General features: G+C 66.3%; 13 protein-coding genes. 4 read left to right on the forward strand and 9 right to left on the reverse strand.

Going from position 1 to position 14,438, the window contains the following annotated elements; translation table 11 throughout:
• Nucleotides 1-69 precede the first annotated feature (69 nt).
• Both argF and U1763_RS07000 read right to left on the reverse strand, forming a co-directional pair.
• A complete protein-coding gene (argF, locus tag U1763_RS06995) occupies nucleotides 70-990 on the reverse strand; it encodes an ornithine carbamoyltransferase (protein ID WP_332754652.1) in 921 nt (306 codons plus the stop codon).
• A gap of 140 nt (nucleotides 991-1,130) precedes the next feature.
• Nucleotides 1,131-2,321, reverse strand: coding sequence for an aspartate aminotransferase family protein (locus U1763_RS07000; protein ID WP_132735749.1), 1,191 nt, complete (start codon nucleotides 2,319-2,321; stop codon nucleotides 1,131-1,133).
• A gap of 262 nt (nucleotides 2,322-2,583) precedes the next feature.
• On the opposite strand from U1763_RS07000, the gene U1763_RS07005 reads away from it, so the two are divergent.
• Nucleotides 2,584-3,372, forward strand: a complete 789-nt coding sequence (locus U1763_RS07005; RefSeq protein WP_332754653.1) for a hypothetical protein — start codon at nucleotides 2,584-2,586, stop codon at nucleotides 3,370-3,372.
• Between the two features lie 93 nt (nucleotides 3,373-3,465).
• Here U1763_RS07005 and parE read toward each other — a convergent pair whose 3' ends face one another.
• On the reverse strand, nucleotides 3,466-5,475 hold the full coding sequence (parE, locus tag U1763_RS07010) for a DNA topoisomerase IV subunit B (RefSeq protein WP_332754654.1): 2,010 nt from the start codon (nucleotides 5,473-5,475) through the stop codon (nucleotides 3,466-3,468).
• A gap of 158 nt (nucleotides 5,476-5,633) precedes the next feature.
• Between parE and U1763_RS07015 the strand changes: the two genes are divergently transcribed.
• Nucleotides 5,634-6,479, forward strand: a complete 846-nt coding sequence (locus tag U1763_RS07015) for an outer membrane protein (protein ID WP_332754655.1) — start codon at nucleotides 5,634-5,636, stop codon at nucleotides 6,477-6,479.
• A gap of 543 nt (nucleotides 6,480-7,022) precedes the next feature.
• Here U1763_RS07015 and U1763_RS07020 read toward each other — a convergent pair.
• Nucleotides 7,023-7,775, reverse strand: coding sequence for a GcrA family cell cycle regulator (locus tag U1763_RS07020; RefSeq protein ID WP_132735759.1), 753 nt, complete (start codon nucleotides 7,773-7,775; stop codon nucleotides 7,023-7,025).
• 65 nt (nucleotides 7,776-7,840) lie between these two features.
• Between U1763_RS07020 and U1763_RS07025 the strand changes: the two genes are divergently transcribed.
• Nucleotides 7,841-8,695: an ABC transporter permease gene (locus tag U1763_RS07025; protein WP_132895368.1), complete on the forward strand. Its 855-nt coding sequence runs from the start codon at nucleotides 7,841-7,843 to the stop codon at nucleotides 8,693-8,695.
• Complete coding sequence (locus tag U1763_RS07030; protein ID WP_332754656.1) at nucleotides 8,695-9,966, forward strand: serine hydrolase; 1,272 nt, start codon at nucleotides 8,695-8,697, stop codon at nucleotides 9,964-9,966. The genes U1763_RS07025 and U1763_RS07030 overlap by 1 nt, the downstream gene beginning before the upstream one ends.
• Nucleotides 9,967-10,131: 165 nt before the next feature.
• Here the strand turns inward: U1763_RS07030 and U1763_RS07035 are convergent, their stop codons facing one another.
• From U1763_RS07035 to U1763_RS07055, 5 genes are all read right to left on the reverse strand, one after another.
• Nucleotides 10,132-10,635: a GNAT family N-acetyltransferase gene (locus U1763_RS07035; protein WP_332754657.1), complete on the reverse strand. Its 504-nt coding sequence runs from the start codon at nucleotides 10,633-10,635 to the stop codon at nucleotides 10,132-10,134.
• Between the two features lie 65 nt (nucleotides 10,636-10,700).
• The gene (locus U1763_RS07040; RefSeq protein ID WP_056055436.1) at nucleotides 10,701-11,483 is read right to left on the reverse strand and encodes a LysR family transcriptional regulator; all 783 of its coding nucleotides are present in this window, start codon (nucleotides 11,481-11,483) and stop codon (nucleotides 10,701-10,703) included.
• Between the two features lie 178 nt (nucleotides 11,484-11,661).
• The gene (gene apaG / locus U1763_RS07045) at nucleotides 11,662-12,060 is read right to left on the reverse strand and encodes a Co2+/Mg2+ efflux facilitator ApaG/CorD (protein WP_332754658.1); all 399 of its coding nucleotides are present in this window, start codon (nucleotides 12,058-12,060) and stop codon (nucleotides 11,662-11,664) included.
• Nucleotides 12,057-13,262 carry a trans-sulfuration enzyme family protein gene (locus U1763_RS07050; RefSeq protein WP_132895373.1) on the reverse strand — a complete coding sequence of 402 codons (1,206 nt, stop codon included), beginning with the start codon at nucleotides 13,260-13,262 and terminating at the stop codon, nucleotides 12,057-12,059. Before U1763_RS07050 ends, apaG begins: the two co-directional genes overlap by 4 nt.
• Before the next feature lie 74 nt (nucleotides 13,263-13,336).
• On the reverse strand, nucleotides 13,337-14,434 hold the full coding sequence (locus U1763_RS07055) for a glycosyltransferase family 2 protein (RefSeq protein WP_332754966.1): 1,098 nt from the start codon (nucleotides 14,432-14,434) through the stop codon (nucleotides 13,337-13,339).
• Between the last annotated feature and the right edge of the window lie 4 nt (nucleotides 14,435-14,438).

A 14,438-nucleotide genomic window follows, 5' to 3' on the forward strand; every position in this document is an offset into this window, starting at 1 on the left:
GATCCCAGCTTTCGCTGGGATGACGGATGGGGCGCGGGGTGGCGTGAACGGCGTGTTACCGCCGGTCCGTCAGCCGATCTGGCCGAAACACCAGCGCAAGACCGACTTCTGCGCGTGGAGGCGGTTCTCCGCCTCCTGCCAGATCAGCGACTGCGGGCCGTCGATCACCTCGGGCGTCACCTCCTCGCCGCGGTGCGCGGGGAGGCAGTGGAGGAACTTGGCGTCGGGCTTGGCCAGCGCCATCAGCGCGGCATCGACCTGGTACGGCGTCAGCGCCGCCAGCTTGGTCTCGGCATGCGCCTGCCCCATCGAGATCCAGGTGTCGGTGACGACGATGTCCGCCCCCTCGACCGCCTCGCGCGGCGTCGACACGATACGCGCCCGGCCCTTGCCCAGCGCGACTTCGGCGTCGGTCGGCATATATCCTTGCGGGCAGGCTGCGACGACGTCGAACTGCATCAGCCCGGCGGCCTCGACGATCGAGGCGAGCACGTTGTTGCCGTCGCCGAGCCACGCGACTTTCAGGCCAGGCAGCGTCTTGCCGCTCTCGATGATCGTCAGCAGGTCGGCCATGATCTGGCACGGGTGCGACGCGTCGGTCAGGCCGTTGATGACCGGAACCGACGCGTAATGCGCCATCTCCTCGATCTTGGCGTGATCGTCGGTGCGGATCATGATCGCGTCGACATAGCCCGACAGGATGCGTGCGGTGTCGGCGACCGACTCGCCGCGGCCGAGCTGCATCGACCCTGCGTCGGACACGATCGAGGTACCGCCGAGCTGGCGGATCGCCATGTCGAACGAGAAGCGCGTGCGCGTCGAATTCTTCTCGAACACCATCGCGAGCGTGTGGCCGGCGAGCGGCGCGTCCGAGTCCGCGCGGCCCTTGCGGAAGCCAGCGCGCGCCGCCTTGCGGTCGAGTGCGTCGGCCAGCATCGCGGCGATGCCGTCGGCGCCCGCGTCGGTGAGATTCAGGAAATGGCGGGTCATAATATCCTCCCCGGCACGGGGAGGGGGACCGCGCTCGCAGAGCGGGGTGGAGGGGGACCTCCACAGGCGCTGCGCTGCGGGGAAAGCCCCCTCCACCATGCTTCGCATGGTCCCCCTCCCCGTACCGGGGAGGATTTAAGTCAGTCGTCGGCAGCCGGAACGTACACGCGCGCGGCGGTCGACAGTTTGTCGATGCACTCGGCGATATGGCTCTCGTCGATCACCAGCGGCGGCAGAATGCGGATGACATTCTCGCCCGCCGATACCAGCAGCAGATTGTGGTGATCGCGCGCGAACGCGACGAACGCGCGGCTGTCGCTCTTCAGCTTCAGCCCAAGCATCAACCCGGTACCGCGAACGCTGTCGAACAGGTGATCATGGTTGGGGATCATCTGCTCAAGCCCCTGCCGCAACCGGTCGCCCATCGCCGTGACGTTGTCGAGGAAGCCCTCGTCGAGAATCACGTCGAGCACCGCCTCGCCCGCCGCCATGGCCAGCGGGTTGCCGCCATAGGTCGAGCCGTGCGTTCCCGCGACCATCCCCTTGGCCGCCTCCTCGGTCGCGAGGCATGCGCCAAGCGGGAAGCCGCCGCCGATACCCTTGGCGACCGACATGATGTCGGGCGTGATCCCGTACAGCTCGTGCGCGAAGAGCTTTCCGGTGCGCCCATAGCCGCACTGGACCTCGTCGAGCACCAGCAGCAGGCCGTGTTCGTCGCAGGCCTTCCGCAGGCCAGTCAGGAATTCAGGCGTCGCCTGGCGGATACCGCCCTCACCCTGGATCGGCTCGACCAGGAAGCCCGCGGTGTTGTCGTCGATCAGCGCCAGCGCGCCTTCGAGATCGTTGAACTTCGCATAGGCGAAACCCGGCAGCAGTGGCTCGAACCCGTCGCGCATCTTCGCCTGGTTGGTCGCCGAAATCGTGCCGAGCGTCCGCCCATGGAACGCCGTGTCGAACGTGATCAGCGTGTGACGCTGCGGATTGCCGTTGGCGAAATGATAGCGCCGCGCGGTCTTGATCGCGCACTCGACCGCTTCCGCGCCCGAATTGGTGAAGAACACCGTGTCGGCAAACGTGTTGTCGACGAGCCGCTGTGCGAGATGCTCGCCCTGCGGCGACCCGTACAGGTTCGACACGTGCATCAGCGTCGCAGCCTGTTCGGCGATCGCCTTGGTCAGATGCGGGTGGCCGTGGCCGAGCGCGTTGACCGCGATGCCGCTGGCGAAATCGAGATATTGCTGGCCGTCCTCGCCGAAGAGGTACGCGCCCTCGCCTCGGACCGGACGCACGCCACACCGCGGGTAGACGGGCATGAGCGGGGTGATGGTCACGACGGCAAGCTCCTTCAAACAGCGAGGGCGACCCACACGGCCGCCCGAACCGCCTGATACGAGCGCGCGACGCCGGGGGCAACACCGCGTGGCATCGCGCGGCGAACGCCGACATGGCCGATCCCGATTATTCGCCGCTGCGTTTGCGGCATTCACTGGAATAGGCACGCGAATAGGCGCATGATCGGCAAGACGTGGTGCCAGGATCCTGTGCGCTTTGGTTCGATTCGAATCGCCCCGCCGCACTATAGGGGAGAGAACCATGTCCAGGTTACTACCATGCATCGCACTTATGCTTGCCACGACATCACCGGCCTATGCCAAGGACGTCTTCACCGGAACTTGGAAAGGCGACATCAAGGAGAGCGAACTTTCGACCAAACCTTCGGTCGCATTGATCGAGAACGGGTTTTACACCTGTTCAACCTGCATTCCGGTGGTCAAGATCGCTGCCGATGGTGCGCTTCATCCGGTTACCGGCCACGCCTATTATGACGCGATGTCGGTCACCGTCGTCGATCCGGCGACCGTCAAATATGCGACGAGCAAGGCCGGCAAGCCGATGAGCGACGCCACCGCGACGCTGTCCGCCGACAACAGTTCGATCTCCACGGTGTTCAACGACACCAGCGCGCCGAACGGGATCCCGATCACCGGCACGACCATCAGCGAGCGCGTCGCAGCGGGCCCGTCCGGGTCGCACGCGGCATCGGGATCGTGGCTGCAGACGAACCAGACCCAAGTGTCCGACAGCGGCCTCGTGTTTACCTTCGCGAAGACCGGCAAGGTCGTGACCTATTCGACGCCGACCGGGACATCGTACGTGGCGACGACGGGCGGCCCGTCGGTCGCGGTCGTCGGCGATGCCGGCTGGACGACGGTGTCGCTACGGCAATCCGATCTCAACACGCTGCATGAGACCGACTATCTCGACGGCAAGGTGATCGGCAAATACGTCATGACGATCTCGCCCGACGGCAAGAAAATGACGATGGACGTCAACGACATCAAATACGGCAAGACCTCAACGCTGATCGCCTACAGACAGTGACTTTCGCCGTCTGCGGGCCATCACCGGCTCGCAGACCTCGATTGCGCCTGGGCCGTGACGTTAGGTGCGCGCGAGCCCAATGCGCCACTAGCTTCACGCGTCGATCGCTTCCTCGTCCATGCGGCCGGCGTTTTCCTGGATGAAGGCGAAGCGGTGCGCGGGGTTGTTGCCCATCAGGCGGTCGACCAGGTCCTTCACCTGTGCGCGCTCCTCATATTCCTGCGGGAGCGTGATGCGGAGCATGCCGCGGGTGGCGGGGTCCATCGTGGTTTCGCGGAGCTGGCTCGGGTTCATCTCGCCGAGGCCCTTGAAGCGGCCGACATCGACCTTCTTGCCCTTGAACACGGTGCGTTCGAGTTCGGCGCGGTGCGCGTCGTCCCTCGCGTAGATGCTCTTGGTGCCGACGGTGAGGCGGTAGAGTGGCGGTTGGGCGAGGTAGAGATGCCCGCGCCGTACCAGTTCTGGCATCTCCTGGAAGAAGAACGTCATCAGCAGCGTCGCGATGTGCGCGCCGTCGACGTCTGCGTCGGTCATGATGACGATGCGTTCGTAGCGCAGCGTATCCGGGGTGCAGTCCTTCCGCGTGCCGCAGCCGAGTGCGAGCGTCAGGTCGGCGATTTCCTGGTTGGCGAAGATCTTCGCGCTGGTGGCCGACGCCACGTTGAGGATCTTGCCGCGGATCGGGAGGATCGCCTGCGTTTTCCGGTCACGCGCCTGTTTCGCCGAACCACCTGCCGAATCGCCCTCGACGATGAAGAGTTCGGTGCCTTCGGGCGAGTTGGCGGAGCAGTCGGTGAGCTTACCCGGCAGGCGCAGCTTCCGCGCGGAAGTGGCGGTCTTACGCTTGACGTCGCGTTCCTGCTTGCGGCGCAGGCGTTCGTCCATCCGCTCCAGCACATAGTTCAGCAGCGCCTTGCCGCGCTCCATGTTGTGGCTGAGGAAATGGTCGAAATGATCGCGCACCGCCTTCTCGACGAGGCCGGCGGCCTCAGGGCTGGTCAGGCGATCCTTGGTCTGACTCTGGAATTGCGGTTCGCGGATGAACACCGACAGCATCAACTCGCTGCCGACCATGACGTCGTCCGCGCTGATATCCTTGGTCTTCTTGTTGCCGACGAGATCGCCGAACGCGCGTAAGCCGCGGACCAGCGCCTGGCGCAGGCCTTGCTCATGCGTGCCGCCATCGGGGGTCGGGATGGTGTTGCAATACCAGCTGTACGAGCCGTCGCTCCACAGCGGCCACGCGACCGCCCATTCGACGCGGCCTTGGGTTTCGCCGTTCGCGCTCGGGAAATCCTGCGAGCCCGAGAAGAAGTCGGAGGTCGCGCATTCGCGGCCGGCGATCTGGTCGCGCAGGTGATCGGCTAGGCCGCCGGGGAACTGGAACACGGCCTGCGCGGGGGTGTCGTCTCCGATCAGGTCGGGGGTGCAGTGCCAGCGTATCTCGACGCCAGCGAAGAGATACGCCTTCGACCGGACGAGCTTGTAGAGGCGCTGTGGCTTGAAGTTCAGTTCGCTGCCGAAGATCTCGGTGTCGGGCGTGAACGCGACGCTGGTGCCGCGACGGTTCGGCGTCGGGCCGAGATGCTCGATCGGGCCTAGCGTCTGGCCCTTGGCGAAGCGCTGGCGGTAGAGCTGCCGATCACGCGCGACCTCGACGACGGTGTCGGACGAGAGCGCGTTGACGACGCTGATGCCGACACCGTGGAGCCCGCCCGAGGTCGCGTACGCCTTGCCCGCGAACTTTCCGCCCGAGTGGAGCGTCGAGAGGATGACCTCCAGCGCGGACTTGTCGGGGAACTTCGGGTGCGGATCGACCGGGATGCCGCGGCCGTTGTCGACGATCGTCAGCCGGTTGTTTGCCTCCAGCGTGACCTCGATCCGCGTGGCGTGACCGGCGACCGCTTCGTCCATCGCGTTGTCGAGCACTTCGGCGGCGAGGTGATGCAGCGCGCGCTCGTCGGTGCCGCCGACATACATGCCGGGGCGGCGGCGGACGGGTTCGAGCCCTTCGAGGACCTCGATCGAGGAGGCGTCATAGGTATTGGCGGCGGGTTTGCCGACGCCGGGTGCGCCCGGGGACGCGAACAGATCTTCAGCCATGGCGAGAGCGTAGCCGCACGCGTTGGACAAAGCCACAGGCTCTGTTTGTTCTCCCTGTTACTGGAAAGCCACATTGCCGCAGATTGTTATGCTTGCTGCATAATTTTCCCCGATCAGCCGTTTATGAAAAACCTGGCATGAAGTTTCCGGGAGTGAATATGACTAAGACGATGATGGTGGCGCTTGCAGGCGCTGCCGCTTTGGGTTTCGCAGCACCTGCCGCTGCACAGGATATGACCGACGATGCGCCGTTCAGCGGAGTCTATGTCGGCGGCTCGTTCGGCTATGACGTGCAGCCCAACGACAATGGCGAGACGATCGCATTCGATCGCAATCTGGATGGCGTCTTCGGCGACACCATCTCGACTGCGACCGCCGCCAACGCGTTCTCGCCGGGCTTCTGCAACGGTCGCGCGACCAGCAACACCGCGCCCGCCGCTGGTGGTCGTGGTTGCCGTAGCGACAAAGACGGCATCGGCTATTCGGCACGGGTCGGCGCGGATTACCAGCGCGGCAACATCGTCGTCGGCGTGGTCGGCGAGTTCGGCAAGAACGAGATCAGCGACAGCGTCACCGCCTTCAGCACCACGCCCGCCTTCTACACGATGACGCGCGACCTGAAATGGGAAGCATCGGCACGCGGCCGCCTGGGCTATGCGGCGAACACGACGCTGTTCTACGGCACGTTCGGCGTCGGCTATGCCAACATCGACAACAGCTTCACGACCGGCAACACCGCCAACACCTTCACCACCAACGGTGGCAGCAAGGAATGGGGCATCGTCGGTGGCGGCGGCATCGAGCAGAAGCTGGGTCGCAACTTCTCGGTCGGTCTGGAATATCAGTATCACCAGTATCAGGACAACGACTACCGCGTCCGCGCCTCGGGCGGCCCGACCGGCGGTCCGTTCACGCGTGGCAACGCAGCGGGCACCGACTTCCGTCGCGACTCGCAGGACTTCCGTTGGCACAGCCTGCGCGCCACGGCTGCGTTTAGGTTCTGAGGCGAAGGGCGGCCTGCACCAAGCTGGTGCAGGACACGCCCAAGCCCGGCCGGCGCGGCTCGCCGCGTCCGACGACATGGGCTTTGCCCATGGCTAGCGTGACATGAAAAAGGCCGCTTCCTCACACGGGGAAGCGGCCTTATTCTTGTCCGCTGTACTTAGGCTCCCCACATTCGGCAGCCCGTTACCAACCGAAGCTTGTGTCCCCGCGAAGGCGGGGACCCAGACCGGGCTCCCGCCTTCGCGGGAGAACAAGGTAAGGATGCTCGCCCTTAACCACGCCCACCACCCCGGCGAAGGCCGGGGCCCAGTTGGGAAACGCTGTTAAACGCGCCGGGCGCTCAGTTACCACGACCTTTCCAACTGGGCCCCGGCCTCCGCCGGGGTGGAGCCTGTTTGAAAAAGGCCGCCACCTCACTGAGGAAGCTGCCTTTCTATATCACGCTAGCCATGGGCAAAGCCCATGTCGTCGGACGCGGCGAGCCACGCCGGCCGGGCTTGGGCGAGTCCTGCGCCAAGTTGGCGCAGGACTCGCCCTGCGCCTCACCTCGGCCGCGGACCGCCGAATGGCAGCGGCGGAGTCGGACGGCGATCGCGACGCGGCAGCTGCGCCTGGTACGCATGGCCGCAGTGATCGACGCAATACGGGAAGCCCGGGTTCACCGCCTTGCCGCAGAAGTGGAAGTCGGGCTCGCCGGGATGGCCTAGCGGCCATTTGCAGATGCGGTCGTTCAGTTCGAGCAGGCTCGTCTTGTTCGCCATTTCGGGCGACGGCTTGGCGGGCACCAGACGACGCGGCGGCGCCGGCGTGCTCGGTGGCTGCTGCTCACCGGGAGCCTGACGAAGGAAGCCACCGGGGCCGACCGAACGCAGGATCGGCTGCGGCGCACGGACGGGGGCGACGACGGCCGGAGCAACCTCCTCCTCGTCTTCGTCCTCATCATCCTCGGGCTCGTCCGCGACGGGCTCGGCCGCTACCGGTGCGGCCGGCTTTGGCGCAGCGACGACCGGCGGCGCGACCGGTGCGGGCTTGGGCGCTTCGACCTCTGGCTCTGCCACCGGCTCAGCCACGTCCGCCACGACCGCTGCCGACGCCTCTGCAGCCGCAGCTGCCGCCTTCGCCTCGGGATCGTTCGGCTTCACCGGCGACGGGCGCGCCTGCAGCTCGAGGCGATGCGCCTTGCCGATCACGGCGTTGCGGCTGACGCCACCCAGTGCTTCGGCGATCTGGCTGGCGGTCTGCCCCGCCTCCCACATCGTCTTGAGCGTCTCGATGCGCTCGTCGGTCCAGGACATGTTCGTTCCTTAGTCTTGCTCAGCCGGGTTGCGGGCGGAAGCGGCAGCGATTACCCGCAACGCCTATGAGCAGCCAGCCCCCAATCGGTGAAATCCATTCGGCGGTGCATTCCGCCCCCGGCGTTCCCGTCATAAAGAGCGTGAACTGGGAGGGATTGCGAACCCTCTATATCAAGGAGGTGCGCCGGTTCTTCAAGGTGCAGCTTCAGACGGTGTGGGCGCCGGCGATCACCACCCTCCTGTTTCTGATCGTCTTCACCATCGCGACCGGCGCGAAAAGCCCGGTGCCGGTCGACGGCCAGATCGTCGCGTTCGCCGATTTCATCGCGCCGGGGCTGATCATCGCGCAGGGCATGATGGGGCCGGCGTTCGCCAATGCGAGCTTCTCGCTGCTGGTCGGCAAGATGCAGGGCACGATCGTCGATTACCTCCAGCCGCCCTTGTCGACGGGTGAACTCCTGGCGGCGTTGGTCGGTGGGGCAGTGACTCGCGCGGTGATCGTCGGGATCGTCGTGTGGGCGGCGATGGCGCTGTATCCGGGCGTGCACGTGACGCCGCATGCGCCGCTCGCGATCGTGTGGTTCGGGCTGCTCGGCGCGGTGTTCCTCGCGCTGCTCGGCGTGCTGACTTCGATCTGGGCAGACAAGTTCGATCATGCGGCGGCCGTCACCAACTTCGTGATCGCGCCGTTGTCGCTGCTGTCGGGGACGTTCTACTCGGTCGACAAGCTCGCGCCGGCGTTCCGCGCGTTCAGCCATGCGAACCCGTTCTTCTACATCATCTCGGGCTTTCGTTACGGGTTCCTCGGGATTGCCGACTCGCCGGTGATGATCGGCGGGATCGTGATCCTGGTAATCGACGTGGTGCTGGCGACGCTCTGCTACCGGTTGCTGAAGAGTGGTTGGAAGCTGAAGAACTGATGCGCGGGCTGGCACTCTGGCTGATGGCGTTGGCGGTGGCGTTGCTGCCGGTTAGTGCGGTGGCGCAGGGTGCGGTGGCAGATCCGGCGCTGCGGGCGAAGGCGGATGCGCTGGTCGCGATCCTCGACGGGCGTGGCGCGTATGACGCGTATTTCGCCGCGAGCTTCCGTGAGAAGGTGCCGAAGGCGCAGTTCGCGACGATCGTCGAGAAGCTGAAGGCGACACTCGGCGCGCCGGAAAAGATCGAGTCGCTGACCGCGACGTCGGCGTGGAGCGCCGATCTCATCGTCGGCTACGCACGGGGAACGGCGAGCGTTCGCCTCGCGCTCGACCCGGCCGCGCCGCATGCGGCTACCGGGTTGCTGATCACCGGCACGGGCGCGCGCGACGACAGCCTCGCCAAGATCGAAGCGGAATTTCGCGCACTGCCGGGGGCTAGTGGGTTCGGGCTGTATGCGCTGGGCAACGGCAAGCCTGCGCCGATCCTCGAATACCGGGCGGATATCGCCGCACCGCTCGGGTCGGCGTTCAAGCTGTGGGTGCTGGCGGAACTCGCGCGGCAGGTGGCTGCGGACGAGCGTCACTGGACGGATGTCGTGAAGGTGGGTGCGCCATCGTTGCCGTCGGGCGTGTTGCAGACCTGGCCGGCGGAGTCGCCGGTGACGGTGCAGACGCTGTCGACGCTGATGATCTCGATCAGCGATAACACCGCGACCGATACGCTGCTGACGACGCTCGGGCGCGCGAAGGTTGACGCCATGGCGGCGTCGGCCGGCGGCAGCGTGCCGGTGATGACGACGCGGGAGATGTTTGCGCTCAAAGGCGATCCGGCACTGACCAAGGCGTGGGCGGCAGGGTCGGTGGACGAGCGGCGGGCGCTGCTGGTCGACAATGCGGTGAAGATTTCCACCGCCAAGCTGGATCCGGCCGTGTTCGGGGGGAAGCCGGTGGCGATCGACAGCGTCGAGTGGTTTGCGAGCCCAGCGGCGATGGCGGGAGTTCTGGATCGGTTGCGCGGGGCAGATGCCACGACCCGAGCGGTGCTCGCGGTGAATGCGGGGGTCGATCCGGCGATCGCCAAGCGGTTTGGGTATGTCGGGTTCAAGGGTGGCGGCGAGCCTGGGGTCCTGACGCTGAACTATCTGGTGCAGGCGAAGGACGGGCGCTGGTATGCGGCGACCGGGAACTGGCATCGGGCTGACGATGCGGTGAACGAGGTTCGGTTCGCGGGACTGATGGGACGGGCGTTGGCGTTGTTGGCTGCGCGGTAGGTTAGTTTATCTGAAGAGCCACTAACTCGTGCCACCACCCCGGCGGAGGCCGGGGCCCAATTGGGAAACGCTGTTAACGGGGAATATCGCTCCGTTATATCCACCTTGCCAATTGGGCCCCGGCCTTCGCCGGGGTGGTGGATATCAGTACGGGGCGTATCGGCGCTAAGCCCTCCCAGCCGCCTGCCAACTATCCGCGCAGAGCCCGTAGATCAGGCTGTCACGCAGACCCAAATGCGTCTCCCATTCGTCGCGCAACAGCCGTTCACGGCGAAAGCCCAGCCGCTCCAACAACAAGATCGACGCGGTATTCTCGGTATCCGCGTCGGCGAACACGCGACTCCGCCCCTCCGCGAACAACCGGTCGATCACGGCCGACACCGCCTCGCGCGCGATTCCCCGCCCCCAGGCCTCTCGCGCGAGGATGAAGCCGATCTCCGTCACCCCTGCCCCATCGGCCTCGCTCCCCGAGACCCAGCCGATCGCGCGGTCGTCGCCGGTGCGGGTGATCGCCCAGGTGCGCTGGTTGCCCGGCGCGGCTTCCTCGGCGAGGTAGGTGCGGACGTCGTCGACCGAACCCAGGGGACCGTCGGCGGAATAGGCCATCAGCTCCGCATCAGCGAGCATCGGGTGCAACGCGGTCGCGTCGCCCTCAACAAGCGGCCGCAACCGCAGCCGCCGTGTCTTGAGGACCGGAGATACTCCAGCGCGACATGGTCTCCGTCCAGGCTGTCTCACGCGGTGAGGGCATCCACGAGCGCGCGGACCTTCTTCTGGCGCCACTGCGGGAGCGGGGCTACCAGCCAATACCCCCCCTTCGATGGCTGCGACTCGCCAATCAGCCGCACGCGGGCCTGCGCAAGATCGCGCCGCGCCAGCAGTTCGGGGACGGTCGCGCGACCGAGCCCCGCCGCCGCCGCGTCGATCGCGAGCCCGGCATCGGTGACGCGCACCAACGCTACGCCGTCCTCACCCGACCATGCGATCGCCGCCTCGCTATCCGTACCGGGCTTGGCGATCGTCACCATGCCCTCCGACTCAAGCGCCTCGCCCTCATGCTCGCCCGGGCCATCGCCCCAACGGATCGCGAGATCGAGATTGGCTTCGGTGAAGTCGACATTCTCATCCGCAGTGATCAGCACGAAGCGCAGCTCGGGATCCGCCTCGGCGATCTGCGCAAGCCGCGGCATCAGCCACTTCTCGGTCAGGTCGCGCGGCGCTGCGATCGTCAGCGACTTCGACGACTGCCCCGCTTGCATCGCGCGCACGGCTTCCTCGAACTGGAGAAAACCGCCGCGGAGCGCGCCGAGGCCGGCTTCGGCCTCGGGCGTGAGTTCAAGCCCGCGCGTGGTACGGCGGAACAGGACGACGCCGAGCGTGTCTTCCAACGCCCGGATCTGCTGCCCAACAGCGGCCGGCGTTACGGCCAGTTCGTCCGCGGCGCGCGTGAACGACAGATGCCGCGCCGCCGCGTCGAGTACGCGCAGGCCGTTGAGCGGGAGATGCGTGCGCTTCATTGGGTTCGCCCCTTTGCCAGCAGCTTCACCCCAACCGTCATCCCAGCGAAAGCTGGGATATTCGTGGGGCGGGCGTGACGACCGCCAACCGGGATACCCCAGCTTTCGCTGGGGTGACGGAATGAGGTCAGGCGACGGAGGTCTTCGAGGCGCGCGCTTCTAATGAGTGCACGGCGCATCAGTTGAGCACCGCAGGCGCAAACAGGGAGAAGCGGGGGATCTCGACGTCGAAGAGCGCACCGTCCTCGCGGACCATGCGGTAATTGCCCTGCATCGCCCCCGATGGGGTCGCCAGCGGGCAGCCCGAGACATAGTCGAAGCTCGCGCCGGGCTCGATCACCGGCTGTTCGCCAACGACGCCTTCACCCTCGACCGAATGGCGCGCGCCGCGGCCGTCGGTGATGACCCAATGGCGGGTCAGCAACTGGACCGTCTCGGTGCCCTCGTTCTCGAGGCGGATGTGATACGCCCAGAACCAGCGGCCACGCTCGGGCTCGGACTGTTCGGGGAGGTAGCTGACCGACACGCGCACCGTCACCCCATCGGTCGTCGCCGCGTTGGGGAACAGCGCCTTCACAGGCCAGCCTGCCTCAGGGCCTGATCGAGGTCGTCGATCACGTCCTGCGCATCCTCAAGCCCGACGTTGATCCGCAACAGCCCCTCGGTCACGCCCATCTCGATCTGCTTGTCGGGTGAGACGCTCGCGTGCGTGGTCGAGGCGGGGTGCGTCATCAGCGAGCGCGAGTCGCCGATGTTGTTCGAGATGTCGACCAGTTCGAGCGCGTCGAGCAACGCGTGCGCCTGTTCGCGCCCCTCGACCTCGAACGCGAAGATCGGTCCGCACGCGTCCATCTGGCGCTTGGCCAGTTCGTGCTGCGGGTGGCTCGGCAGGAAGGGATGCAGCACGCGGGGGACGCGGCCTTCGAGGAATTCGCCGACCTTCATCGCGTTCTCGGACTGGCGGTGGATGCGGAGATCGAGCGTTTCGAGGCCCTTGAGCACCACCCATGCGTTGAACGGCGACAAGGTCGGCCCCGTATTCCGGGTGAACGGCAGCAGCGTGTTGGTGATGAAGTCCTCGGTGCCACAGACGGCGCCGGCGAGCACGCGGCCCTGCCCGTCCATCATCTTGGTCGCGCTGTAGGCGGTGACGTCCGCGCCGAACTCCATCGGCCGCTGCAAGGCCGGCGTCGCGAACGCATTGTCGACCACCGTCGTAATGCCACGCTCGCGCGCGATGTCGCAGATCGCCTTGAGGTCGGCGATGTCCATCGTCGGGTTGGCGGGCGTCTCGAAGAAGAACACCTTCGTTTCAGGCCGAACCGCGTCGAGGAACGCCTGCGGGTCGCGCGCGTCGACGATCGTCGTGGCGATCCCGAACTTCGGCAACAGCGTGTCGGTCAGCCAGCGACACGAGCCGAACGCCGCACGGCCACCAACGAGGTGATCGCCGGTCTGGAGCTGGCACAACAGAGCCGCAGTCATCGCCGCCATGCCGGTCGCCATCGTCCGGCATGCCTCGGCACCTTCCAGCAGCGCGATCCGCTCCTCGAGCATCTGCACGGTCGGGTTCTGCAAGCGGGAATACGTCATCCCCTCCTGCTCGCCGGCAAAGCGCGCCGCGGCGTCGCCCGCTTTGTCGTAGCAATAGCCCGAGGTGAGGAACAACGCCTCCGACGTCTCGCCATATTCGCTGCGGGCGGTGCCGCCGCGGATGGCGCGCGTCGCGGGACGCCAATTCTGGGTGATCGAACGATCCTGGCCGGTCTTGCGCTTCATGCGCGCCGCTTTGCCGGTGGGGAGCCGGGATGACAAGCCTTGCGGGTGCGAAGAGAGCGGGCCGAGTGCCTCGCTCAGTACCGCCCCCAGGTGAATTTCGAGGACAGCGCGTAGTTCCAGACCGCACCGACCAGCACGCCAATCAGCGCCGATGCCGCCCAGGCGCCGTCGCGCATCTCGTACAGGAACGCGGCGATGCCGACGTTGGCGACCGCGCCGACCGAGCAGATCACCGCGAACGACACCCAGCCATCGACCAGTTGCCGCCAGCCCTTCAAGCGCCGGTCGCGATAGGTCAGCGCGTTGTTGAGGAAGAAGTTGAACGTGAGCGCGGCAAGCGTCGCGACGATCTCGCCAACCAGGAAGTGCGTGCCGAACCCGACGAACAACGCGGTCAGCACCGCCATGTGGATGCCGACGCCGAGCACGCCGATCGCCGAGAACATCGCGAACCGCACCGGCACAACCCGCCCGAACATCCGGTCGTAGATCGCGATCAGATATTCCATCGCGACGACGTGATCGAGCTTGCTTTCGCCCTCGGTGCGGCAGCGGAAGGTGTAGGGCACTTCGACGAAGCGCAGCGGCGTGGGCGAGGCGGTGAGCAGGTCGAGCAGGATCTTGAAGCCGATCGCGGACAGCGACGGCGCGAGGCGGCGGACGATGTCGGTGCGGATCATGAAGAAGCCGCTCATCGGATCGTTGAGATCGCATTTCAGCACGCGGCGCGACATCCGGGTGGCGAGCGCCGACTTGGCGACGCGGTCGCTGTCCCACTCGCCCGTGCAGCCGCCGCTGACGAAGCGCGAGCCGATCGCTACGTCGGTCTCGCTGTCCTTCAACAGGTCGAGCATCGCCGGCAGCAACGTCTCGTCGTGCTGGAGGTCTCCGTCGATCACCGCGACGACCGGCGCCGCCGTCGCGCACATCCCCTCGATGCACGCCGACGACAGCCCGCGTCGACCGATCCGCTGAATCACGCGCACCCGCTTGTCGAGGCGGGCGATCTCGCGCGCGGCGTCGGCGGTGCCGTCGGGACTGTCGTCGTCGACGAAGATCGCCTCCCAGTTACGCCCGGCCAGCGCCTGATCGAGCTTGGCGATCAACGTCGGGACGTTGGCCTTCTCGTTGAACGTCGGGATGACGATCGCAAGTTCGAGAAGGTCGGCGATCACA

Source organism: Sphingomonas sorbitolis (assembly GCF_036663875.1).
Lineage (GTDB): Bacteria > Pseudomonadota > Alphaproteobacteria > Sphingomonadales > Sphingomonadaceae > Sphingomonas.